Here is a 24,111-nt window from a genome sequence, read left to right as displayed (position 1 = left end):
AGTCCGATTTGAACAATGGCATATAGAAATGTCGAAATAAGAAATCAGATGATTCATCACGAAAGTGATTGAGTTCATAAAGTTGGTCGCCGTGACCGAAAAGGCTGAAAAGCCCGAAAATACGGCATTTGTTCCCATAGTTAAATGGATATAACAAGCGCCTCCTAAGCACTAATTGAGGGTTCGATTCCCCCTGGGAACGTGCATTTTTTGCAGCAATGATCGTAAAAGCTCATTGCTGCTTTTTCTTTTTTCCGGTGCTCGTGAGCACCGAGAGAACACTTAAACGCAGATATTGAGCACCGAAATTTCTTAACGGGCACCAATGCAATAATTCAATCCTGGCACCGAACGGAGATAACTACAGCGTAGGATAAGGATTGGGGTGTCAATGAATGTAAATATGGTTTTCTTGCCTGAACAAAACAGGCCTGACGGATCTATCCGCTCAGATTAGACTAAGAATCTATTCTGGGCGGATTTTTTTCGTTACAGATATTTTGGAGGAGGATAGCTTATGGATAAAAAAACGGATGTAAGAGATCCGGATGAAAAAGTTGTTGAGATTGAAATGGAACGATTAAGAGCATTTCCAAATCATCCATTTAAAGTGATCGGAGACAGTCAGATGATTGAGCTGCAGGACAGCATAAAAAAGTATGGTGTACTGAATCCATTGATTGTTCGTCCAAAGATTGAAGGCTACTACGAAATTATTTCTGGCCACAGAAGAAAATATGCGGCTGAGAAGCTGGGATATAAGAAAATCCCAGTAATCATTCGTATGTTGCAAGATGATGAAGCAGTCGTGATCATGGTCGATTCCAATTTGCAGAGAGAGCAGATTACACCAAGTGAAAAGGCCTATGCCTATAAGATGAAATATGATGCAATCAAAAAAAAAGGCAGGCAGAAAGAATTGTAGTCAAGTTGACCACAATACAGGAAAGAGGAGTATTGACGTAATCGGAGAACTTTGTGGTGACAGTGCGAAGCAGGTGCAGCGTTATATCAAAATAACAGAATTGATACCGGCATTGTTGGATAAAGTGGATGATGGAACAATGGGATTTACCCCAGCAGTACAGTTGTCCTACTTAAAAAAGAAAGAACAGCAGGAAATAATGAATGCAATTGATTCTACCCAATGCACACCATCACTTTCACAAGCCATCCGGATGAAAAAACTGAGTGAATCCGGAAAGCTGACAGAAGCAGAAATAGAAGGGATTCTTGGAGAGGTTAAGCAGAAGAAAACTGATAGGGTGATATTTAAAAATGAGCAGTTATACCGTTTCTTCCCATCAACTTATACATCAGAACAGATGCGAAGAGAGATATTAGAAATATTGAAATCATGGAGAAACAGTAACTGGATTTAAGGACAGGAGGAACAGAATATGTGTAAGGTCATAGCAGTATCAAATCAAAAAGGTGGAGTTGGAAAAACGGTATCGTGCGTGAATTTAGGAATCGGACTGGCACAGGAAGGAAAAAAGGTTCTTCTGATAGATGCAGATCCGCAGGGCAGTCTCACAATTAGTTTAGGGTATGAGGAACCGGATGAAATGGAGTATTCTCTTGCAACGCTGATGCTAAATATTGTGAATGATGAAAAACTGAACATGGAAAAAACAATCCTTCATCATAAGGAAGGTGTGGATCTGATACCGACCAATATAGAATTATCAGCGATTGAGGTATCTTTGGTAAACGAAATGAGCAGGGAACTGATTATGAGGTCACTTGTTGAGAGATTAAGGGAATTTTATGATTTTATCATTATAGATTGTATGCCATCTCTTGGAATGATGACTATTAACGCGTTGGCTTGTGCAGATTCCGTATTGATCCCTGTGCAGGCAGCATATCTTCCGGTTAAAGGATTGCAACAATTGATTAAAACAATTGGAAGGGTTAAGAAGCAGCTGAATCCAAAGCTTAGAATAGAGGGAATTCTTCTTACTATGGTAGATAACAGAACGAATTATGCCAGGGATATTTCCCTAATGGTATATGATACATATTCTGCATCAATTAAGGTGTTTGCAACAGGAATTCCAATGTCAGTCAGGGCATCAGAAGTCAGTGTTGAGGGTGGAAGTATTTATTCATATGATCCAAAAGGAAAAGCGGCATTTGCCTATATGGCATTAACAAAAGAGGTATTAAAGGAGGCAGAGTGAACATGGCAGGAAGAGTTGCAGGAAAAATAAAATTACAGACAGTTGATGAATTACTGGGAGTACCGGAGATTGCCGGCACACAGGAAATAGAACTTGGAAGAATCCATGCATTTCCAAATCATCCGTTCAAAGTGCTGGATGATGAAAGAATGGATATGTTGGTTGAAAGTATCAGGGAGAATGGCATATTAAATCCGGTAATTGTGAGACCAGATAAAAATGGTGATTATGAAATGATATCCGGACACCGCAGATTGCATGCAGCTGGTATCGTTGGCCTTAGCAAGATTCCGGCTATTGTAAAGGAAATGTCAGATGATGAAGCCATTATAAAAATGGTGGATGCAAATATTCAAAGGGAAGAGATAATGCCAAGTGAAAAAGCCTTTGCGTATAAAATGAAGCTTGAAGCGATGAAGAGAACAGCCGGAAGACCTACAAAAGAAAATGCGTGCCACAATGGCACACATTTAAGATCAGATCAAGAATTGGCATTGCAAGTAGGTGATAGTGCAAGAAGCATACAAAGATATATTAGGCTTACAGAACTAATTCCGGAATTGTTGGAGTGTATAGATAATAAAAAATTAGGTTTGGTCATAGCAGTAGATTTATCTTACTTAGATGTGCAGGTACAAAAATGGGTGTATGAATATTTCAAGGAAAATGGTTTCTTAAAACCAGTGCAGGTTGAAGCATTAAAGAATCATTCAAATTTATCCAATGCCTCACAGCACATGATAATTACCATATTAAATGAAGCACTCCCAAAGAAGAGCACAGCGGCAAAGGTATCTTTATCAGAGAAGAAGCTTGATAAGTATTTCCCACCACACTACTCCGCAAAGGATCGTGAGAATGTAATTATTCAATTGTTGGAGCAGTGGAGCACACAGCAGGCGCAGGAATAATAATATAGACAACATGTTCCAGAAGTGTAAAAAACGCACTTCTGGAACAGGAAGGAGAACAGGATGAAGGACAGAATAACGCTCTCATATTTTTATGGCAGGGAAGCAGAGCAGTATTCATTTTATAAAATACCAAAGCTCTTATTTACAGAAGAGTATTTCAAAAAAATATCAGTGGAGGCTAAGGTGTTATACGGGTTGATGCTGGATCGGATGTCATTATCCATGAAAAACCAATGGCTGGACGAGGAAGGACGTGCGTACATATATTATTCATTGGATGACATTATGGAAGCTCTTGGATGTAGCAACAAAAAGGCGATATCCATTATGAAAGAATTGGATACAGATGCCGGAATTGGTTTGATAGAAAAGAAGCGTCAGGGACAGGGCAAACCAACCATGATCTATTTGAAACAATTCGTGATACAGGATTTCCAGAAATGTAAAAATTACACTTCTGATGAAAAAACAGCAATTTCAGAAGTGAAGAATTTACACGTCTTGAAGTGTAAAAATGACATGTCAAGAAGTGAAGAATTTACACATCAAGAAGTGAAAAAATTACACACTAATAAGACTAATATAAATAATACTGAGTTAAGTAAATCTGAATCTAATCATATCGTATCAGGAAATGATGGGATGGGATCAGAAGTGGAAGCATACACAGAACTTATCAGGGAAAATCTGGATTTTGAAATCCTGCTTGAGAGATATCCGTATGACAGGGAATTGCTGGAAGGTATCTTTGACCTGATTCTGGAAACGGTGCTTTGTAAAAATAAAACTGTTGTTGTTGCATCAAACGAGTATCCGGCAGAACTGGTCAGAAGTAAATTTCTGAAACTGACCAGTGCTCATGTTCAATATGCCATGGATTGTATGAGGACGAACACCACAAAAGTTCACAATATCAAAAAATATCTGCTGGCTGCGTTGTTCAATGCACCCAGTACAATCAGCGGGTACTATCAGGCAGAGGTTAACCATGACATGCCCCAGTTTGTCGTGAGTGGAAGATAAAGGACAGAAAGAAAATGTCTTGAAGTTGATTGTAAGAATGAGTATCGCGGTCAGATGCCGTTTAGTCTGCCCTCTTATATGTGATCAGTTCACCGACTTCAATATCCAGATAGTGGCATAATTTGCAGATCAGGCCGGCATCCAGACGATGAAAATTGTTGTTGCAGTATCTGTTAAAGTTGGTTCTTGGTATATCCAAATCCCGACATATCTGATTTTTGGAGATGCCTCTCTCCTTCAGAATGCGGTCAATATTCAGTTCTAACCTTCCGTAGTCCACAGGCTCATCTCCTTTACTTTTATAGGGCTATTATATATAATGAGGCTGTAAATAGTAATTCACTGAATAATGCCTAACTATTCAGTTATCCCATACAGTAAACAGGGGTGCAGTATGAGTATTCTTAAATTTCTGCCTATATTTATCGGTGGTATGCTGTTATGTGGATGTGAATCAGGAACGGTCATGACTGAACCTGAGATTGAAACATTAGATCAGGAAATTTCGAGGGTGGAGAATGAAGACGTTGTTTCAATGACGGACAAGGATAACTGCTTTTTATGTGGTTCCAATCGTCCCGGAATTTTTGATTATTATAAAAAGGATGGATGCATTGCGCTGGTCTGCCTGAATACATGGAATATTGCAGACACCAATGTATATGAATATGACGACAGAGGAAGGATTGAAGAAGAACCAAGCGGATTTAGCACGAATATCAATACGCATGGAGCGAATGAATGCAGCTGGATGGTGGCAAGTGATCCGATCCGGCATACTGCAACGGTTACACTAACTTATGGAGATAACTCAATATTAGATCCTGAGAGAGTATCTGCTCAGCTTTGTCAGGAATGCTTCAAAAAAGTTGCGGATGCACTTTGGCCTACTGGATTTGAAAAAGACTGGACTTATCATTGTGATGTGCTCATGAATATGGAGACAGAGGATATTTACCCGATATCATCCACAATAACAAAATGCAGCATAGATGACTTTTGGCTTCATATTGATCATGAGCAGGAAAACAATAGGGATATTGTATACTTGGTATACAATCCTTAAAATAATAAAAAATAGAAAGTATCGTGGGAGAATGAAATATGGGAGAAAAGAATGATTACATACAGTTACCGCCAATGAAAAAAGACACATCAGCGGATGTGGTTTCGTTTATTTGGGAGTATATGAAGCTTCCGGAAGAAGTGCGTGAAAAAGTAAAATCAGAAATGGATGAAATCCGTGAACACTGCAGAGACAGCGATTTTCAAAGACCGAATCTTTATGATATTGCTTCTGCAGAAGAAGTAGCAGGTTTAGAGATGAGTATGCAGAAGATATTCGCAGATATTATCACAGAGGCCAGCGGTATTGCCTGCTGGGTGTATGTGGAGAAATATGTACACCATAAATCCTTGCAGGAAATGCTGGGTGAACGGAAGGATGCAGATAAGTTTATCTTTGCAGTAGATACATGGTTTGAAAAAATATTAGGCACATAAAAAAATTGTGACAAAATAAAGAAAGCAAGTAGCTCGTTGCTACTAATCTTGTGTATCTCTTTATTAAGACTCTTAGAAATTTCATATATGACACAAAGAACCACCAAGATCAAGGCAGAAAGGTGGTTCTTATTTTTTGCTGTAAATGAATCAATTATTGCGTGATGATATCACGGAAAACAGGTAATTTTATATTTATAATATAATCACAAATTAAGTAAGGAGGTATTTGGAATGAGATTAAAAGATAAAGTTGCAATTATTACAGGTGGAAGTCGTGGTATCGGTTTTGCTACAGCTGATAAATTTTTGAAAGAAGGGGCTACTGTCATTTTAGCAGCAAGTACTCAGAAATCTGCAGATAATGCTGTAACTGAACTGAAAGAAAAGTATCCTAACGCAATAATCGATGGAATCAGTCCAAATCTGGAAAGTATGGAGTCTGTCAGGAATGCTTTCAAAGAGGTAACTGGAAAATATGGATGTGTGGATATTTTGGTAAATAATGCGGGAATTTCAGAAAATACCCCATTCATGAATTATACAGAGGAGACTTTTGATAAGGTCATGGATTTAAATGTAAAAGGTGTATTCAATACAACTCGTGTAGCTGCAGAATGTATGGTGGCAAAAGGTAATGGTGTAATTCTTTCAACATCCTCTATGGTGAGTATTTCTGGACAGCCAAGTGGATTTGCTTATCCTGCATCAAAATTTGCAGTAAACGGTTTGACGGTATCTTTGGCAAGAGAACTTGGTCCTAAAGGGATTCGTGTTAATGCAGTTGCACCAGGTATTACAGAGACTGATATGATGAAAGCTGTGCCAAAGGAAGTTATCGAACCGATGATTGAAAGAATCCCATTGCGTCGTCTTGGGCAGCCAGAAGATATTGCCAATGCATTTGTGTTTCTTGCTTCAGATGAAGCGAGTTATATTACAGGTGTTATCTTAAGTGTAGACGGTATGGCAAGAAGTTAAGACAATGTAGTATGGTGATATCATCACGGAACAGAAATGAAATTCAGACTATAATAAAATCACAAAGAAAAGATAGGAGGATTGTAAAATGTCTGCAATTAATATCAATAAAAATAATTTTCAGAACGAAGTAATGAATACTGATAAACCTGTCCTTTTAGATTTTTGGGCTTCCTGGTGCGCTCCCTGTCGTATGGTAGTTCCTATCATAGAAGAGATTGCAAGTGAACGTCCGGATATCAAAGTTGGAAAGATCAATGTGGATGAGCAGCCTGAACTGGCAAGTGAATTTGGTATTATGAGTATCCCGACTTTGGTGGTGATGAAGAATGGAAAGATTGTTCAACAGGTTTCGGGTGCAAGACCCAAGGAGGCCATTCTAACAATGATTTAAGGAGATGTGTTTATGGGTCTTTTAGATTTTTTTAAACAGGCAGATATCAATCAAGGGATAGAGGAATATAGTTCGACTGCTGGTGCAATTCTACTGGATGTTCGTACCCTACAGGAATATCAGGAAGGGCATATACCAGAAAGTAAAAATATGCCGTTACAGCAACTGAACAATGTTGTTTCTGTGGTGAAAAATAAAGATATCCCATTATTTGTATATTGTTATTCAGGAGCCCGGAGTCGTCAGGCAACTGGTATGCTACAGCACATGGGATATACGAAAGTAAAGAATATCGGTGGCATTGCTGCTTATACAGGAAAGATAGAAAAATAAGATGAAGGTAGTAATCGTAGGCGGTGTAGCCGGAGGAGCTACAGCCGCAGCAAGAATACGCAGACTGGATGAACATGCAGAAATTACTGTGTTTGAAAGATCCGGATATATATCCTATGCGAATTGTGGGCTTCCATATTATATTGGAGACGTGATTACAGATCCGGAAGAACTTACCCTACAGACACCAGAGAGCTTTTTTAAACGTTTCCATGTCAATATGAAAATACATCATGAAGTTATTTCCATACATCCGGACCGTAAAACGGTTTCGGTGAAAAATTTGGAAAACGGTGAGATATTTGAAGAAAACTATGATAAGCTGATCCTCTCTCCAGGTGCAAAGCCAACACAGCCGAGACTTCCTGGAGCAGGCATTGATAAACTTTTTACACTTCGTACTGTAGAAGATACTTTTCAGATAAAGGAATATATCAATAATAATCATCCAAAATCTGCCTTATTGGCAGGTGGTGGCTTTATTGGTCTGGAACTGGCAGAAAATTTGAGGGAGCTTGGCATGGATGTTACAATTGTCCAACGGCCTAAGCAGCTGATGAATCCTTTTGATCCGGATATGGCATCCATGATCCATAATGAAATGAGAAAGCATGGGATAAAACTGGTACTGGGTTATACAGTAGAAGGATTTAAAGAAAAAGATAATGGAGTAGAGGTGCTGCTCAAAGATAATCCATCTCTCCAAGCTGATATGGTGGTATTGGCGATCGGAGTTACACCGGACACAGCATTAGCAAAAAAAGCCGGTCTGGAACTTGGCATCAAGGGAAGTATTGTAGTGAATGAAAGGATGGAAACTTCTGTACCGGATATTTATGCTGCGGGTGATGCAGTTCAGGTAAAGCACTATGTTACTGGTGATGATGCATTGATCTCTTTGGCTGGACCAGCCAATAAACAGGGCAGGATCATCGCTGATAATATTTGTGGCGGTGATAGTCGTTACCTGGGCAGTCAGGCAAGCTCCGTTATCAAAGTGTTTGATATGACAGCAGCCACTACAGGTATCAATGAAACCAAAGCCAAAAAGTCAGGATTGGAGGTAGATACCGTAATCCTTTCTCCTATGAGTCATGCCGGTTACTATCCTGGTGGAAAAGTGATGACCATGAAGGTGGTTTTTGAAAAAGAGACTTATCGTTTGCTTGGTGCTCAGATTATTGGATATGAAGGAGTTGATAAACGTATTGATGTGCTGGCAACAGCAATTCATGCAGGGCTGAAGGCAACCCAGCTGAAAGATCTGGACCTTGCATATGCACCACCTTATTCCTCTGCCAAGGATCCTGTAAATATGGCTGGATTCATGATAGACAATATAGCAAAAGGTATCTTAAAACAATGGCATCTGGAAGATATGGACAAGATTTCTAAAGATAAAGATGTGGTGTTGCTGGATGTGAGAACTGTAGGTGAATTTAACAGGGGCCATGTGGATGGATTCAAAAATATTCCTGTAGATGAACTGAGGGAACGCATCAATGAAGTTGAGAAGGAAAAGCCTGTTTATCTGATATGCCAGAGTGGACTGCGCAGTTACATTGCCAGTCGTATTCTGGAAGGAAACGGTTATGAAACGTACAACTTCTCCGGCGGATTCCGCTTCTATGATGCAGTGGTCAATGATTGTGCGCTGATCGAAGGGGCATATGCATGTGGCATGGATTATTAGAAATAAACAAAATATTTTTATAATTTTCCTGTAGTATAAAAAGATCCCCCATTTATTAGAATGACTTTCATAATTCTGATAAATGGAGGATTCTTTAAATGTTACAGAAAAACAGTTTTATGATCTTTGCAGTGTTTCCAGCCTTTTTGAATTAAGGATGGTGATTTTGCCACGGGAGAGTTTGACGAGACCCTCACTTTGAAAGTAGCGAAGCATTCGAGTGATAACTTCCCTGTGGGAACCAAGATGATTGGCAATAGTTTCGTGAGTGATTTTCAGTTCATTTGTTCCTTCGATAGAGGTCTCTTCTAAAAGAAATGAAGCAACACGCTTATCAAGACTCTTCCACATGATTTGTTCAATCAGCCACATGACATCAGAAAAACGGGTAGCCATTAACTCATTGGTATAGTTTGCGACAGGAGCAGATTCCTTCATGATGCCCTTATAGATTTCAGCAGGGATGATCCAAAGATCAGTATCTTTTTCTGCTTCAATGGTTACTTCAAATTGAATGGACCGCATGATACATGAGGCGGATAAAAGACACATATCCATTTCAAACAGACGGTAAAGTGTGATCTCCCGTCCTTCATCTGAAAGTATGTAAGTTCTAAGCTGCCCGGATTTAACCAGTAATAATCCGGTACAATCCATGTTCCCATTGTGAATGATCGTTCCTTTTTTCACATGCTGCGTGATCAAACTATCTGAAATTAGTATTTTTTGTGCTGTATTCAAGTCATTCCATAGTGGAAAATAATTTTCGAAGCTCATAACAGTTATCTCCTTTATGAACATAGTATACTTACCTTTTTAAGATGCGTCAATTACATAATTGACATATGCCATAAATAAAAATATACTGACTATAGTACATGACAGTTGTAAATATGCGGGGGGGATAAATAATGCGGGGAGATGTCAGTTTTACATTTTTAGATCGAATTGAAGAAATAGAACTGAATATTTTAGATAGACGATGGCAGTCTGCACTGGCACTGGCATTGACTTTGCCAGATATTTGTGGAGGGATTGCTTTCCCGGAAATTGTTAAACATTATCGAGATGGCCGGGTTATGCTGGATCGGCAAAAGAATCCGACCCGTGATGTGGGAACCCAGTATATCCGCTGGTTTGATGAATATGCAGGTGACTACTTTAAACTATCTCAATCCGATGAAAAGCCATATATTTGCGGAGAACGATGTTGGCAGCTTCGGTGTGAATATCTTCATCAAAATAAAGGATTTTTGAATGATGAAAATAATATACGCTTTCATCTTGGATTAAACTGTGGAATGTCTGTTTGTCAGTTGGACAGCACGAACGTACAGGAGAACGGAATCGATATTCGTATAGACATAGAACAGTTTTGTCTGAGAATGTGCAAGGCAGCAAAGAGTTATTATGATAAAGTTAATTTGGAAAAAGATTTTAGTCTCTATAATACACCAGTTTTGGATTTTATTCAGGTAACACAAAAAAAGAAAGATGCTTCTATTATCGCACTGATCTGTGGCAATGAACGCTACGCAAAAGGATTAAACGAAGCATTGCAGTTTATTTCAGAGCAGATCATGCTGTTTTACACACCGGAAAGCACTAAAACAAAATTAGGCAAACATAAGCCGGATCTTTGGATTGTTACCGAAGATATGACGAGACAACCGAATCAGCCATGGCGTGCTGACAGGACAACACCTGTAATTTTAATCACAGGCAATCCTGATGCTGTTGAAATTAAAAAGGATCCTGGGAAACTAACCGTTCTTTCTATGCCATTATCGATAGTTGATTTGCGGAAAACCGTCAAAATATATGTGTCGTGAGGAGAAGTTTATGCTGTATATAACACTATTATTTGCATTCATAGTTGTATATTTGATGATGTTTATGCGGAGACAGAAAGAAAAGATGAGCGAAATTAAAATACAAATGGATCAACTGCAAGCACAGCGTGATCAATTGCAGAAAGAAAGGGATCAGTTACAAGAACGGATGAATCATCTGGAAGAGGAACGAGAACACTTGCAAATACAAACAGAACAGGCATTTCAGAGTGTTGATGAAATTGATAAAATTTGCGATGAGATATGGCATCATGCTAATACCATTCACCTTTACTCTTTGTTATCTGAAGAAGAAAGCAAATCTATAACAATGAAAGAAAAACAAAAAGAAATTATTCGAACAACTGAGGAAATTCTAAACATCATATAAGAAAAGCGAGAAAGGAGCAGTTTATGCCGAGACCAGTAAAATGCAGAAAAGTCTGCCATTTCCCAAATGTTTTAGAATTCCTTCCGGCAGATGGTACTGAGAAACACACACCGATTGTTTTGACCGTGGATGAGTATGAAACTATCCGCCTTTTGGACAAGAAAGGTTATAGTCAGGAGCAGTGTGCAGCATCTATGCAAGTCGCAAGAACAACGGTTCAACGGATTTACGAGATTGCCAGGAAGAAAATAGCAGATGCACTCATAGATGGACATCCGCTCAGAATCGAGGGCGGGGATTTTAGGATCTGTGATGGTCAGAGCAGCAACTGTAGCCTTGGAGGCTGTTACAAGCAGGAGATTTACCAAAAATATGCAGTGAAAAAAGGAGAAGGTATCATGAGAATAGCAGTAACATATGAAGATGGACAGATTTTCCAGCATTTTGGACACACAGAGACATTTAAGATCTATGATGTAGAGGAAGGAAAAGTGGTACATTCAGAAGTAGTAGATACGAATGGAAGCGGACATGGTGCATTGGCAGGAGTTCTTAATGCATTAAATGCCGATGTTTTGATCTGCGGCGGAATCGGAGGAGGTGCCCAGACTGCGTTAGCGGCAGCAGGCATTAAGCTTTTTGGCGGAGTTTCAGGAGATGCAGATAAAGCAGTAGAAGCTTTTATCAATGATACACTTGATTATAATCCAGATGTGAAGTGTTCTCAACATGAGCACAGCCGTGGAGAGGGACATACATGTGGTGAACATGGATGTGGAAACCATAGCTGTCATTAAGAAGAATAGCAAAAAATACAATACGAAAGGATGCGTCAAGGTAATGGGAGAATTATCGTGATACATCCTTTTGTATTATTTGATAAGATGGCAGATTACATTTTCAATAAGGCAGTTAAAAACTGTGAATGCTGCATCGATCTCTACATGGATTGAGTATTTTTCTTTTCTTACTTGTAGAAAGTGATGAATGGAAGGTATAATATTGTTAATGATCCAGAGATATTTATTTTGGAAACAGCTTAATCAATTTGGAGGTATAAAATGAAAGCACATAAATATTGGTCAATCGGAGCGTTAATTACTATGATTGGAACTTTTTATACTGGATATAAAGGCTCTAAATCAGGTCATAAGTATTTTGCATGCAGCACTCTTATATGTATGATCATGTCCATGTATACGGGACATAAAATGATTTCAGGTAATAAGAGAACAAGAAAACAGGTAGAAAATACAGAAGCAGAGGAATAGTAAATGTTAGAGATAGGAACAAAAGCACCGGATTTTGAATTGCCGGATCAGAATGGAGAAATGCATAAATTAAGTGATTATTTAGGTAAAAAAGTAATTTTATATTTTTACCCAAAGGATAATACGGCAGGATGCACGAAGCAGGCATGTGGTTTTTCAGAGCGTTATCCACAATTCACCGAGAAAGGTGCGGTGATCCTTGGAGTCAGTAAGGATTCTGTAGCCTCTCACAAGAAATTTGAGGAAAAATATGGATTGGCATTTACGCTTTTGGCAGATCCGGAGCGCAAGGTGATCGAAGCATATGATGTATGGAAAGAAAAGAAAAACTATGGCAAGGTTTCTATGGGTGTGGTAAGAACCACATATCTTATTGACGAGCAGGGAATCATTATAAAGGCAAATGATAAAGTCAAGGCGGCAGATGATCCTGAAAATATGCTTAAGGAATTAAATTGATGAAGATTATATTGTCACCTGCAAAAAAGATGATTGCAGATACAGATAACATAGCACCGGTTGAACTGCCTGCCTTTATTGATAAGACAGCAGAGATATTGAGCTGGATGAAAAGCAAATCAAAAGAGGAACTGAAAGCTATCTGGAAATGTAATGACAAGATTGCAGAGCAGAACTTTGACAGATTGGAAAATATGGATCTTTATAACAGACTTACTCCGGCTGTTTTAGCATATGAAGGGATTGCATTTCAATATATGGCACCATCTGTGTTTGAAATCCAGCAGTTTGAGTATCTGCAAAATCATTTAAGAATATTGTCTGCATTTTATGGGGTTCTGAAACCGATGGATGGAGTGACGCCTTATCGTCTTGAAATGCAGGCAAAAGCAGACATTGGAGATGTAAAAAATCTGTATGAGTTTTGGGAAGACTTGTTATACCGCTCTGTGATCGATGACAGCAGGATTATCATTAATCTTGCATCAAAAGAATACTCAAAATGTATAGAAAAATATCTGACATCACAGGACAGATATATTACGATTGTATTTTGTGAGTTATCCGGAGATAAATTGGTAACAAAAGGTACCTATGCCAAGATGGCTCGTGGTGAAATGGTCAGATTCATAGCGGAAAATAATATTGAAAATCCGGTGGAGATTCAGAAATTTGACAGACTCGGATATTCGTTTAGGTCTGATTTATCTTCAGATTCAGAATATGTATTTGAACGCAAAATAAAATAGTTATTCAGATAAAAGATGCCAAACTGGGCATCTTTTATAATAATGGGAATTATTACTATTTTTGCTGACAACAGAATAATTGTGGTATATAATTCTTATTAAGAATTAATCCTAATAAGGAGCACAAATGACAAGTAGGAGAAATACCATTCAAAAAGATCTTGTAAGAAATGCCGTATACGAAATGAGAAGACACGTTACGGCAAATGAAGTGTATGAATTTATAAAAGAAGCATATCCTACAATCGGAAAAGGAACTGTATATAGAAATCTTGATATATTGGTAGAGGAAGGTGCATTAAGAAAGGTTGAAGTTCCGAATGGACCGAACCGATTTGATTTTACATTGAAAAATCATTACCATGTAAAATGTATAAAGTGCGGTGAAATTTTTGATGTGGATATGGATCAAATACCGGATTTGCTGGAAAGAATTCATAACACTCATGGAATTGAATTTGTGGATTATGATATTTCATTTAAAGGCATTTGCCCGAAATGCAGAGAGAAGGTAAAGGAGGAAAAATATGGATAGGAAAGCAATGTATAAGCTGAGTTATGGATTGTTCGTGCTGACTGCCAGGGAAGACGGAAAAGACAATGGATGTATTATTAATACAGCCATTCAGGCAGCTTCAGAGCCGAACCAGTTAAGCATCTGCGTCAACAAGGCAAATTACACGCATGATATGATTCAAAGAACCGGAAAATTTACTGTATCAGTCTTAAGTCAGAAGGCACAGTTTAAATTGTTCAAACATTTTGGCTTCCAATCAGGAAGAGATACCAATAAGTTTGAAGCATTTGAGCAGTGTGCCAGGGGCACAAATGGTATTTATTATATTACAGAAGGTACAAAAGCATACATTTCTGTGACAGTTACTAAAACAGAGGACTTGGGTTCACATACGATGTTTATCGGTGAGATAACCGATATGGAAGTTTTAAGCAATGTTCCTTCAGTAGCATATGCCTACAAGATGAAATATGATGCTATTAAAAAGAAAGCAGGCAGAAAGAATTGTGGTCAAGTTGACCACAATACAGGAAAGAGAAGTATTGATGTGATCGGAGAACTTTGTGGAGACAGTGCAAAGCAGGTCCAGCGTTATATCAAAATGACAGAACTGATACCGGCTCTATTGGATAAGGTGGATGACGGATCAATGGGATTTACCCCGGCGGTGCAGTTATCTTATCTGAAAAAGAAAGAACAGCAAGAAATTATTGATGCAATGGAGGCAACCCAATGTACGCCATCGCTTTCGCAGTCAATAAGGATCAAGAAATTAAGTGAGGCTGGAAAGCTTACAGAAAGCGAAGCTGAAGGAATACTTGGAGAGATAAAACAGAAGGAAGCAGACAGAGTAGTTTTTAAGAATGAACAGTTATACAGATCCCATACCATTGCCGTGGAAATCGGATGAGGAAGCATTGAAAGACTTCTGGGATTATTGTGAAGAGAGACAGAGGGAAGAACGTATAATAGCAGAGATGAAAATTAAGGGTTGAGAAGTCAGTGCCTTTGGAAAAAGTATGGGGTAAAATATATATACGAGAAGTCTATACATAGGAATTTACAGGAAGTGTGACAAGAAAGCCAAAACGGTATACTGGGAAAAAAAGATTAAGAAAAGAATAAAGAGCTGGTTTTAATTGTAAAATTTATGGGGAACTAACATCAGCTTATTGACACAAATATAAAAATAAATATAATAATAGTTGAGTAATTGTTCAACTATTATTATTTTGAGGTGAATATATGTCAAAAACGTCTTATATTTGTAATTGCGATGTAATTCATGAGGATATTGTGAATGATGTGAAATCCAAGATGCAGCCAAAAGATGATTATATCCAGTTGGCTTCTTTGTTTAAGCTATTTGGAGATGGAACTAGAGTACAAATCTTACACGCTCTAGAACAGAGTGAGATGTGTGTATGTGATCTTGCAGTGCTACTGGGGGTAACAAAATCTGCAATTTCGCATCAGTTAAAGGCATTACGCCTAGCGAATCTGGTAAAATTCCGTAAAGAAGCACAGATAGTTTACTACTCGCTGGCAGATGATCATGTGAAAGAGATTATTGACAAGGGATTTGAGCATCTTTGGCAGAAATAATATTTTTTAACATTATAGTTGAGTAATTGAACAATTAAACAAATTATAAGGAGATTATCATGAAACGCATATTTCTATTAAAAGGGTTGGACTGTCCAAATTGTTCCGCAAAAATTGAAAAAGAAGTCGGAGAGTTGGATGGAGTGCAATCCTCAGTGGTAAATCTGATGAAGCAGACGCTTACAATCAATGTTGCTCAGACAGCCGCAGATACGATAGCCAGTCAGATTGAAACGATTGTTCATAGTCATGAGCCAGATGTGGAAGTTTCTGAAATTGTACAGGAATCTTATATACCGGAAAAAAAGCAGGAGGCCAATGAATCCTATAACAATGAGGATAAGAAGTTGACAGTTCGTTTAGAGATTGGTGCAGCAATCTATGCTATTGGTATGGCATTGACTGTTTTTGCGAAAGTGCCACTGCCTATCGAGTTAGCTTTTCTCATTGCTTCTTATGTTATTCTTGGCGGGGATGTTGTATGGCAGGCTGTGAGGAATATTTCAAAGGGACGTGTGTTTGATGAACATTTCCTAATGAGCGTTTCTACGATTGGTGCTTTTGTCATTGGTGAATATCCGGAAGCAGTTGCTGTTATGCTGTTCTATCAAGTTGGTGAATTTTTCCAGTCATTGGCTGTTGAGCGTTCCAGAAAATCTATATCAGATTTAATGGATATACGTCCGGATTGTGCTACAGTCAGAAGGAACGGAGAATTGATTACCATATCTCCTGAAAGTGTTGCCATTGGTGAGATTATTATTGTAAAGCCTGGTGAAAAAATCCCATTAGACGGTGTGGTATTGGATGGAGATTCTATGCTGGATACGAGGGCTTTAACTGGAGAATCGGTTCCGAGAAGTGTTCATAAAGGAGACGAAGCACTTTCCGGTTGTATGAATCAGACGGGTGTCTTAATGATTAAGACAACAAAAGCATTTGGTGAATCTACGGCTTCAAAGATTATTGATCTTGTGGAAAATGCGTCAAGCCGAAAAGCACCAACAGAAAATTTTATTACTACATTTGCACGTTATTATACACCTGTGGTTGTAATCTTAGCAGCTTTTCTGGCGATTCTGCCACCGATCATTCTTGGCGGAGGCTGGACAGAGTGGATTCGCAGAGGATTTGTTTTCCTTGTGGTATCTTGTCCATGTGCATTGGTTATTTCAATCCCGCTGACTTTCTTCGGCGGCATTGGTGCAGCATCTAAACGAGGTGTTCTTGTAAAAGGAAGCAATTATTTAGAGGCACTTAATAATGTCAGCGTTATTGTGTTCGATAAAACCGGAACACTTACAAAAGGTGTTTTCAATGTGACGGATATTTTGCCTGCAAATGGATTTTCAAAAGAACAGGTTCTGGAGTATGCGGCAGAGGCAGAGAGTTTTTCTAACCATCCTATTGCAAAATCCATTCTTGCTGCTTATGGAAAAGAAATTGATCAGTCAGTGATTTCTGATTATAAGGAAATTTCAGGATATGGAATCAGTGTAATGGCAGGGGAAAAGAAAGTTTTTGCTGGCAATACGAAACTTATGGATACAGAATGTATAGAGTACACAACCTGTGAAAACGCAGGTACAAAAGTTTATTTGGCTGTAGATGGTCAATATGCAGGATGTATTTTGATAACAGATGAAGTGAAGCCGGACAGTAAAAAAGCAATTTCTGACCTGAAACATATCGGCGTGGAAAAAACAGTCATGCTTACCGGTGATGATGAAAAAATTGGGAAGTCCGTTGCAGAAGAATTGCAGTTGGATGAATATTATGCACAGCTGCTTCCTGACCAAAAAGTGGAAAAGGTTGAGCTTTTAGATAGTAAAAAGAGACCGGGAAGCAAATTGGCTTTTGTTGGTGATGGTATCAATGACGCTCCTGTCCTTGCCCGTGCAGATGTTGGTATTGCAATGGGTGGGCTTGGTTCGGATGCGGCCATTGAAGCAGCAGATGTAGTTCTGATGACAGATGAACCGTCTAAGCTGGTGGACGCGATTGAAGTAGCAAAAGCGACAAAACAGATTGTCATGCAGAATATAGTGATTGCTCTTGGGATTAAGAGTGTGTTCCTGATTCTTGGCGCTCTTGGTATTGCGGGAATGTGGGAAGCTGTATTTGGTGATGTAGGCGTTACCATAATTGCTGTTTTGAACGCAATGAGAATTTTGAAAAAATAGGAAATGAGGTGGGAATGTGAAACGAAAACTGATTCTGTTAGTTGTTACGATTGTTTTTCTTGTAGGTTTTGGTGTCATTTTACATTCACCGCCTTCTATGATTGATGCAGTCACAGGAGCAACACCGAAGTCAAAAAAGGCGGCTCAAGCCTCCGCACAGTTGGAAGGCTCTTATGTTCTCGGTATTAATATGATGTCAGATGGTCTCGACAACGAGAACACCCGGAATAAATTAAAAGAATTGGCACTGGACGATTCGGAAACAAATGAAACAAATCTCATGAAAACGGACATTAGTTTTCGGTTATATGTATCTGAGACGGATTATCCGCTCGTCAGTTATGCTAAGAAACTCTGTGACAGGTTGAAACAGGCAGGTTTTTCCGTAGATTTGAAAGAGTACAGTAACACAATGATGCTATCAAGAGTGGTAAGTGGAAAGTATGATGTATTCCTGGCATCGGATGATTTTATTGACGTTACAACGCTAACACAGATGGACTATATGATCATGGACAGCGAAGAAATGAGGTGAGCGGGAATTTATGAGAAAATGGAATACGATTTTGTCTGTTTTAATGCTTCTCATTTTTATGATTCATGGAATCATGGGCAGCTTTATGCTGAACGGAGTTGGAAGTAGTGCAGGGAAACTTCTTGCATGGATTGGTGTTGGTATTCTTGTTGTGCATACGGTGATTGGTGTCATCCTGACAGTTCAGAGTTTACAGACAGCGAAGCAATCAGGAAAAATGTATCTGAAACAAAACGTCATATTCTGGGCGAGACGAGCCAGTGGGCTGGCAATACTGATTCTGCTGTTATTCCATATTGGCTTGTTTGGAAAGGTGCAGAATGGGACATATATTTTGTTCCCTTTTACAACGGTAAAGATGGTAACTCAGCTTTTGTTCGTAGCGGCAATCTTTGTTCATATTTTTATCAATATACGCCCATTGCTCGTATCACTGGGAATCATTAGTTATAAAGAACGAAGGAGCGATATTTATTTGATCCTTTCGGTGCTTCTTCTTTTTATAGCGGGAGCGGTTATTTTATATTATATTGGGTGGCAATATCTATGAGTAAGATAATTATTATTATAGGTGCTGGACTGGCAGGACTTTCAGCGGCTTTGCAGGCAGCGGAAAATGGATGCAATGTAAAACTGGTTTCCTCCCTTCCGTCAGAGCGGGCACAGTCTGTTATGGCGGAGGGCGGTATCAACACAGCTTTGAATACAAAAGATGAAAACGACAGTCCCGAAGAACATTTTACAGATACAATAAAGGCAGCATGTGGTCTGGCAGATCCAAATGCAGTTTGGGGAATGACACAGGCAGCACCGGAGCTGGTGCACTGGCTGCTAAAACTTGGAGTTAAATTTAACATGAGTGGCTATGATGATGTGGATCTGCGAAATTTTGGCGGGCAGAAAAAGAAACGGACTGCTTTTGCACAGAGCGATACCGGGAAGCAGATCATGACAGCTATGATAGACGCTGTTCGCAGGAAAGAAGCATCTGGTATGGTAGAACGGTTCAGCCATCATTCTTTCCTAACACTTCGTCTGTGTGGCAATATTTGTTGTGGCTGCGTAATCAGGGATGAATACAGTCAGGAGACTGTGGAATTACCGGGGAATGCGGTTATTGTTGCCACCGGTGGTATGCACGGATTGTTTGGAAATACAACGGGTTCGCTGAGCAATACAGGAGAAGTCACCGCAGAATTGTTCCGGCTTGGTGTTCCTCTGGCAAATGGCGAGATGATCCAGTATCATCCGACAACTGTGAAATGTGGTGGAAAACGCATGCTCATCAGCGAGGCGGCCAGAGGGGAAGGTGGCAGGTTGTTTGCCATGAAAGATGGAAAACAATGGTATTTCATGGAGGAAAAATACCCGGAGCTTGGAAATCTGATGCCACGAGATATTACCGCCAGAGAGATATGGAAGGTCAGCCATGAATCAGAGGTATTTCTTGACATGACGGAAATATCGGAGGAGATTATTTCAAATAAGCTATCTGGTCTGGCAGACGATTGTATGACCTATCTGCATAAAGATATACGAAAGGAACCGGTGTCTGTTTTACCGGGAATTCACTATTTTATGGGAGGCATTCTGGTGGATGAGCAGCACAGAACGCCGATTCAGAATCTTTACGCTGCCGGAGAATGCTGTGCCCAATATCATGGTGCCAACCGTCTTGGTGGAAATTCTCTGTTAGGAGCGTTATACGGAGGACGTGTTGCGGCAAAATCAGCATGCGAACAGGCAGATGTAGTAGATCTATCTTGTGCGACACAGATAGATTTTCCACCAGCGTCTCAAATTTCAGAAATAAAGCAATTAAACAAAGTGATGCAGGAGACTATGGGCGTTGTCAGAAATGAGAATACGTTGTTAAATGGGATTCAAACGGTACAAGCGCTGACAGGAAATCTTCCATTGCTTGGCATGGCAGTTCTAAAGAGTGCTCTTGCAAGAAAAGAAAGCCGTGGTGCACACTGGCGGGAGGATTATCCGAAGAGCAATGACGATGATTACCTTAAAACAACGGTAGCCAGATTTGATGGAAAGCAGATACAGATTTCCTTTGTACCTGTTCCAGAAAGGCGGTGATTCACTTGGTATATAAAATAAGAATCAGGCGGCAGGAGAGTCAGAAATCAGACAGTTATTGGCAGGAATTTGAGTATGACGGAAGCAAAAACAGCTCTGTTGCCACTGTTCTAAAGGAATTGAACAGTAGAACCCCTTTGAAAGATAACTCAGGAAATATAGTTACTCCCATCAGCTGGGAATGTAGCTGCATGGTGCGAAAATGTGGGGCTTGCGCCATGCTGATTAACGAACGTCCGAGGCTGGCATGCTCTACATTTCTACATACGTTAAAAGGTTCTACAATCACCTTGGAACCTTTAAGCAAATTTCCTCTTGTAAGAGATTTGATCGTTGACCGGTCAATTCTGTTTGAAAATTTGAAAAAACTGAACCTTTGGCTTGAAAGTGAAGCTTATATGAATCCGTGGACACATGAACCGAGATACCAGTCGGCACGCTGTCTGATGTGTGGCTGCTGCCTTGAAGTGTGTCCTAACTTCTCTGCAAATGGGACTTTCGCAGGCGCTGTTGCTGCAGTCAACGCATTTCGGATTCTGAATGAAGAACAGGAAAGCACTCATTTGAATGAGATTTCTGCTGAATATAAGAAGAAATATTTTGAGGGATGCGGGAAGTCGTTATCTTGTCATGATATTTGTCCGATTGGTCTGCCTGTGGAAGAACTGCTTGTAAGGTCGAATGCAGCGGCTGTTTGGGGCAGATAAAATGGATGATAAAAGTTATAATGAATGTATGAAGAGAATCAAAAACTTGATTCTCTTTTAAGATAATGATGCATACAGGAGACAGAATGCAGTAATTTCTTAAACAAATTATGTATTTGAGGAGAAAACAGTATGTGGTTTTGGTGGTTTATTTTGATATGTGATTGTCTTATTCCAGCGATTATGATAATTGCGGGCAGAATGATGTGGAAACATTGTCCAAAGAAGATCAATGGAGTTGTGGGATACCGAACTAAGATGTCAATGATAAATATGGATACTTGGAGATTTGCACATGACCATGCAGGAAAACTTTGGTGGAAAGTCGGTATTGGTCTGTTGGGACCTACAATGCTTATACATATTCCTTTTTATGGAGCAAGTGATGATACAATAGGAATATTAAGCATTATTATCATTGTAATACAACTGGTATTTTTAATAGGCTCTATTTTCCCGACGGAAAAGTCATTAAAAAACAATTTCAATGAGGATGGAACAAAGCGATAACTTCAAGTTTGGAGAATTGAAAAAACGGAATTTACCTATTAAGACATATAAACTCTTGACAATAAAGCTCCTATATAGTATGTTTTTGATAAACTACTATATAGGAGCTTTTGCATGGAAATGAATGGAGGATTTCTTGTCACCAAAATAAAACAGCTTGGAGACCGGATTTTCGAGAAGATTCTCAGTGAAAAGAATATTGATGCGTTTAATGGAGCCCAGGGACGTATTCTTTATGTGCTGTGGCAGGAGGATGGTATCTCAATCAGGTCACTCTCGACTAAATGCGGATTAGCGATAACATCTCTTACTACGATGCTGGAAAGAATGGAAAATCAAGGGCTGATAAGCCGTGTTCAGTCTGAAACGGACAAAAGGAAAACACTCCTGTTTCTGACTGAGAAAGCACATACCTTAAAGGGCGAGTATGATTCTGTATCTGATGAGATGGGCAATATTTACTACAAAGGTTTTTCAAAGGAAGAAATTACCCGGTTTGAGGAATGCCTCGACCGCATCAGAAAGAATCTTGAGGAGTGGCAGAAGTCATGAGTATTTGTATCAAAGATCAGATTCAGAACATGAATATCGTCATCGGCTGCACAGTGGGGTGTACATATTGCTATGCCCGCAACAACGTGAAACGCTGGCATATGATTGATGACTTCGTTGACCCGGAATTCTTTCCGGGTAAGCTCAAGATGATGGAAAAGAAACGTCCGCAGAACTTTCTTCTTACCGGGATGAGCGATCTCTCCGGATGGAAGCCGGAATGGAGAGACGAGGTATTTGCAAAAATCCGTGAAAATCCACAGCATCAGTTCCTGTTCCTTACCAAGCGACCTGATTTGCTGGATTTTGATACCGATCTGGAAAACGCATGGTTTGGCGTTACGGTGACGAGGAAAGCAGAACTGTGGCGTATCGACGCCCTTCGGAAAAACGTCAGAGCAAAACATTACCATGTTACCTTTGAGCCGTTATTCGATGATCCCGGCACAGTTGACCTTTCCGGAATCAATTGGATCGTTGTCGGCACCATGACCGGAGCTCAGAGCAGGAAGATTCATACGGAGCCGGAATGGGCATGGTCTCTGGCGGATCAGGCACACGCACTCGGCATTCCGGTGTTTATGAAGGAAGACCTTGTCCCTATCATAGGGAATGAAAATATGATTCAGGAAATGCCGGAGGAATTCAACAAAGTGTTGGAGGTGCAGAGATCATGGCAGAAGTAATCGATGGAATCCTCATTCGTGAGGTGGAAACAAAGAACATCATGACCAAGTCCAGTCTGCCGGTAGGCGGTTACTCGGTCAATCCTTATGTAGGCTGTACACATGCCTGCAAGTATTGCTATGCTTCTTTTATGAAGCGCTTTACCGGACACACGGAGGAATGGGGCACTTTCCTTGATGTGAAGCATTGGCCGGAAATTAAAAATCCGAAGAAATATGCCGGACAGCGTGTGGTCATCGGTTCTGTGACGGATGGCTACAATCCACAGGAGGAGCAATTCGGGAATACCAGAAAACTTCTGGAGCAGCTGATCGGCAGTGACGCAGATATTTTGATCTGCACAAAGTCTGATCTTGTGGTACGGGATATTGATCTGCTGAAAAACCTTGGACGTGTAACCGTTTCATGGTCGATCAACACACTGGATGAAAATTTCAAGAACGATATGGACTCTGCTTCGAGCATTGAGCGGCGCATCGCTGCTATGAAGCAAGTATATGATGCAGGTATCCGTACAGTCTGTTTCGTATCTCCGGTATTCCCCGGCATCACGGATTTTGAAGCCATCTTTGAGCGGGTAAAGGATCAGTGTGATCTGTTCTGGCTCGAAAACCTCAATCTTCGGGGCGGCTTCAAGAAGACGGTTATGGATTATATCGCCGGAAAATATCCTGACCTTGTACCACTTTACGACGAGATCTATAACAAGCATAACCGCAGCTACTTTGAAGCACTTGAAGTAAAAGCTGAGAAAATGGCTAAGAAGTATGATTGTGCCTTTGTGGATAATGAAATGCCTTATGGCAGAGTCCCGCAGGGACATCCGGTGATCGTAGATTATTTCTATCATGAGGAAATCCGTGGGACAGAGAATACCGGAAAAAGAAATCGCTAACTTTAAGTTTGCAGAACTAATAGAGAAGTAACATATAAAACAATAAATATGGTCAAAAAAACATCGACATCCGACCTACAGCACGTTATAATATAGTTAA

General features: G+C 39.7%; 31 protein-coding genes and 1 tRNA gene. 30 read left to right on the top strand and 2 right to left on the bottom strand.

What is annotated here, in order from left to right:
• Window positions 1-130 precede the first annotated feature (130 nt).
• The 6 genes from OCV62_RS14900 (at window position 131) to OCV62_RS14875 (ending at window position 4,123) form a co-directional block, all read left to right on the top strand.
• Window positions 131-202: transfer RNA gene (locus OCV62_RS14900), tRNA-Arg, on the top strand.
• A 315-nt stretch (window positions 203-517) separates the two neighbouring features.
• A complete protein-coding gene (locus OCV62_RS14895) occupies window positions 518-925 on the top strand; it encodes a ParB/RepB/Spo0J family partition protein (RefSeq protein ID WP_262587671.1) in 408 nt (135 codons plus the stop codon).
• Window positions 885-1,382, top strand: coding sequence for a hypothetical protein (locus tag OCV62_RS14890; protein ID WP_262587668.1), 498 nt, complete (start codon window positions 885-887; stop codon window positions 1,380-1,382). The genes OCV62_RS14895 and OCV62_RS14890 overlap by 41 nt, the downstream gene beginning before the upstream one ends.
• Window positions 1,383-1,400: 18 nt before the next feature.
• The gene (locus OCV62_RS14885; protein ID WP_262587666.1) at window positions 1,401-2,186 is read left to right on the top strand and encodes a ParA family protein; all 786 of its coding nucleotides are present in this window, start codon (window positions 1,401-1,403) and stop codon (window positions 2,184-2,186) included.
• Between the two features lie 2 nt (window positions 2,187-2,188).
• Entirely contained in the window at window positions 2,189-3,097 is a 909-nt protein-coding gene (locus tag OCV62_RS14880; RefSeq protein WP_262587664.1) for a ParB/RepB/Spo0J family partition protein, read from the top strand.
• Window positions 3,098-3,160: 63 nt separating this feature from the next.
• Window positions 3,161-4,123, top strand: coding sequence for a replication initiator protein A (locus tag OCV62_RS14875; protein WP_262587662.1), 963 nt, complete (start codon window positions 3,161-3,163; stop codon window positions 4,121-4,123).
• A 61-nt stretch (window positions 4,124-4,184) separates the two neighbouring features.
• Here the strand turns inward: OCV62_RS14875 and OCV62_RS14870 are convergent, their stop codons facing one another.
• Window positions 4,185-4,403 carry a helix-turn-helix domain-containing protein gene (locus tag OCV62_RS14870; protein WP_262587660.1) on the bottom strand — a complete coding sequence of 73 codons (219 nt, stop codon included), beginning with the start codon at window positions 4,401-4,403 and terminating at the stop codon, window positions 4,185-4,187.
• Between the two features lie 114 nt (window positions 4,404-4,517).
• Between OCV62_RS14870 and OCV62_RS14865 the strand changes: the two genes are divergently transcribed.
• From OCV62_RS14865 to OCV62_RS14840, 6 genes are all read left to right on the top strand, one after another.
• Window positions 4,518-5,189 carry a hypothetical protein gene (locus OCV62_RS14865; protein WP_262587657.1) on the top strand — a complete coding sequence of 224 codons (672 nt, stop codon included), beginning with the start codon at window positions 4,518-4,520 and terminating at the stop codon, window positions 5,187-5,189.
• A gap of 38 nt (window positions 5,190-5,227) precedes the next feature.
• A complete protein-coding gene (locus OCV62_RS14860; protein ID WP_262587655.1) occupies window positions 5,228-5,626 on the top strand; it encodes a hypothetical protein in 399 nt (132 codons plus the stop codon).
• 234 nt (window positions 5,627-5,860) lie between these two features.
• Window positions 5,861-6,607 (top strand): SDR family NAD(P)-dependent oxidoreductase, encoded by a 747-nt coding sequence (locus OCV62_RS14855; protein ID WP_262587652.1) that lies wholly within the window; start codon window positions 5,861-5,863, stop codon window positions 6,605-6,607.
• A gap of 88 nt (window positions 6,608-6,695) precedes the next feature.
• Window positions 6,696-7,001 carry a thioredoxin gene (gene trxA / locus OCV62_RS14850; RefSeq protein WP_262587649.1) on the top strand — a complete coding sequence of 102 codons (306 nt, stop codon included), beginning with the start codon at window positions 6,696-6,698 and terminating at the stop codon, window positions 6,999-7,001.
• 12 nt (window positions 7,002-7,013) lie between these two features.
• Window positions 7,014-7,334, top strand: a complete 321-nt coding sequence (locus OCV62_RS14845) for a rhodanese-like domain-containing protein (RefSeq protein WP_262587646.1) — start codon at window positions 7,014-7,016, stop codon at window positions 7,332-7,334.
• A gap of 1 nt (window position 7,335) precedes the next feature.
• Window positions 7,336-9,027: an FAD-dependent oxidoreductase gene (locus tag OCV62_RS14840; protein ID WP_262587644.1), complete on the top strand. Its 1,692-nt coding sequence runs from the start codon at window positions 7,336-7,338 to the stop codon at window positions 9,025-9,027.
• 117 nt (window positions 9,028-9,144) lie between these two features.
• On the opposite strand, the gene OCV62_RS14835 is transcribed toward OCV62_RS14840, so the two are convergent.
• Window positions 9,145-9,804 (bottom strand): Crp/Fnr family transcriptional regulator, encoded by a 660-nt coding sequence (locus OCV62_RS14835; protein ID WP_262587642.1) that lies wholly within the window; start codon window positions 9,802-9,804, stop codon window positions 9,145-9,147.
• A 134-nt stretch (window positions 9,805-9,938) separates the two neighbouring features.
• Here OCV62_RS14835 and OCV62_RS14830 point away from each other — a divergent pair, with 134 nt between their 5' ends.
• The 18 genes from OCV62_RS14830 to OCV62_RS14745 all read left to right on the top strand — a co-directional run bounded on the left by OCV62_RS14830 (window position 9,939) and on the right by OCV62_RS14745 (window position 24,011).
• Window positions 9,939-10,859 (top strand): hypothetical protein, encoded by a 921-nt coding sequence (locus OCV62_RS14830; RefSeq protein ID WP_178051919.1) that lies wholly within the window; start codon window positions 9,939-9,941, stop codon window positions 10,857-10,859.
• A 106-nt stretch (window positions 10,860-10,965) separates the two neighbouring features.
• Window positions 10,966-11,250 carry a hypothetical protein gene (locus OCV62_RS14825; RefSeq protein WP_262587639.1) on the top strand — a complete coding sequence of 95 codons (285 nt, stop codon included), beginning with the start codon at window positions 10,966-10,968 and terminating at the stop codon, window positions 11,248-11,250.
• A 23-nt stretch (window positions 11,251-11,273) separates the two neighbouring features.
• A complete protein-coding gene (locus tag OCV62_RS14820; protein WP_262587636.1) occupies window positions 11,274-12,047 on the top strand; it encodes a DUF134 domain-containing protein in 774 nt (257 codons plus the stop codon).
• Window positions 12,048-12,311: 264 nt separating this feature from the next.
• Window positions 12,312-12,521 (top strand): DUF6219 family protein, encoded by a 210-nt coding sequence (locus OCV62_RS14815; RefSeq protein ID WP_007886125.1) that lies wholly within the window; start codon window positions 12,312-12,314, stop codon window positions 12,519-12,521.
• A gap of 3 nt (window positions 12,522-12,524) precedes the next feature.
• Window positions 12,525-12,980, top strand: coding sequence for a thioredoxin-dependent thiol peroxidase (gene bcp / locus OCV62_RS14810; protein ID WP_262587632.1), 456 nt, complete (start codon window positions 12,525-12,527; stop codon window positions 12,978-12,980).
• Complete coding sequence (gene yaaA, locus OCV62_RS14805) at window positions 12,980-13,729, top strand: peroxide stress protein YaaA (protein ID WP_262587630.1); 750 nt, start codon at window positions 12,980-12,982, stop codon at window positions 13,727-13,729. Before bcp ends, yaaA begins: the two co-directional genes overlap by 1 nt.
• A 127-nt stretch (window positions 13,730-13,856) precedes the next feature.
• Window positions 13,857-14,264 (top strand): Fur family transcriptional regulator, encoded by a 408-nt coding sequence (locus tag OCV62_RS14800; protein ID WP_262587629.1) that lies wholly within the window; start codon window positions 13,857-13,859, stop codon window positions 14,262-14,264.
• Complete coding sequence (locus OCV62_RS14795) at window positions 14,257-15,156, top strand: flavin reductase family protein (protein ID WP_262587627.1); 900 nt, start codon at window positions 14,257-14,259, stop codon at window positions 15,154-15,156. The genes OCV62_RS14800 and OCV62_RS14795 overlap by 8 nt, the downstream gene beginning before the upstream one ends.
• 335 nt (window positions 15,157-15,491) lie before the next feature.
• Window positions 15,492-15,851 carry an ArsR/SmtB family transcription factor gene (locus OCV62_RS14790; protein ID WP_015512809.1) on the top strand — a complete coding sequence of 120 codons (360 nt, stop codon included), beginning with the start codon at window positions 15,492-15,494 and terminating at the stop codon, window positions 15,849-15,851.
• Window positions 15,852-15,910: 59 nt separating this feature from the next.
• Window positions 15,911-18,034, top strand: a complete 2,124-nt coding sequence (locus tag OCV62_RS14785) for a heavy metal translocating P-type ATPase (RefSeq protein ID WP_262587625.1) — start codon at window positions 15,911-15,913, stop codon at window positions 18,032-18,034.
• 16 nt (window positions 18,035-18,050) lie between these two features.
• The gene (locus OCV62_RS14780) at window positions 18,051-18,569 is read left to right on the top strand and encodes a DUF6921 family protein (RefSeq protein ID WP_117483065.1); all 519 of its coding nucleotides are present in this window, start codon (window positions 18,051-18,053) and stop codon (window positions 18,567-18,569) included.
• A 10-nt stretch (window positions 18,570-18,579) separates the two neighbouring features.
• Window positions 18,580-19,119 (top strand): pilus assembly protein PilX, encoded by a 540-nt coding sequence (locus OCV62_RS14775; RefSeq protein ID WP_262587621.1) that lies wholly within the window; start codon window positions 18,580-18,582, stop codon window positions 19,117-19,119.
• Window positions 19,116-20,660: an FAD-binding protein gene (locus OCV62_RS14770; RefSeq protein ID WP_262587619.1), complete on the top strand. Its 1,545-nt coding sequence runs from the start codon at window positions 19,116-19,118 to the stop codon at window positions 20,658-20,660. Before OCV62_RS14775 ends, OCV62_RS14770 begins: the two co-directional genes overlap by 4 nt.
• Window positions 20,657-21,367: a succinate dehydrogenase/fumarate reductase iron-sulfur subunit gene (locus OCV62_RS14765; RefSeq protein WP_330598412.1), complete on the top strand. Its 711-nt coding sequence runs from the start codon at window positions 20,657-20,659 to the stop codon at window positions 21,365-21,367. Before OCV62_RS14770 ends, OCV62_RS14765 begins: the two co-directional genes overlap by 4 nt.
• Before the next feature lie 132 nt (window positions 21,368-21,499).
• Complete coding sequence (locus OCV62_RS14760; protein ID WP_117788293.1) at window positions 21,500-21,877, top strand: SdpI family protein; 378 nt, start codon at window positions 21,500-21,502, stop codon at window positions 21,875-21,877.
• Window positions 21,878-21,991: 114 nt separating this feature from the next.
• The gene (locus OCV62_RS14755) at window positions 21,992-22,429 is read left to right on the top strand and encodes a radical SAM mobile pair system MarR family transcriptional regulator (protein WP_118301868.1); all 438 of its coding nucleotides are present in this window, start codon (window positions 21,992-21,994) and stop codon (window positions 22,427-22,429) included.
• Entirely contained in the window at window positions 22,426-23,115 is a 690-nt protein-coding gene (locus OCV62_RS14750; RefSeq protein ID WP_262587614.1) for a radical SAM mobile pair protein A, read from the top strand. Before OCV62_RS14755 ends, OCV62_RS14750 begins: the two co-directional genes overlap by 4 nt.
• Entirely contained in the window at window positions 23,103-24,011 is a 909-nt protein-coding gene (locus OCV62_RS14745; protein WP_262587612.1) for a radical SAM mobile pair protein B, read from the top strand. The genes OCV62_RS14750 and OCV62_RS14745 overlap by 13 nt, the downstream gene beginning before the upstream one ends.
• Window positions 24,012-24,111 lie beyond the last annotated feature (100 nt).

It is taken from the genome of Gallintestinimicrobium propionicum (assembly GCF_025567525.1).
GTDB lineage: Bacteria > Bacillota > Clostridia > Lachnospirales > Lachnospiraceae > Gallintestinimicrobium > Gallintestinimicrobium propionicum.
This window is presented reverse-complemented; position numbering and strand designations above follow the sequence as displayed.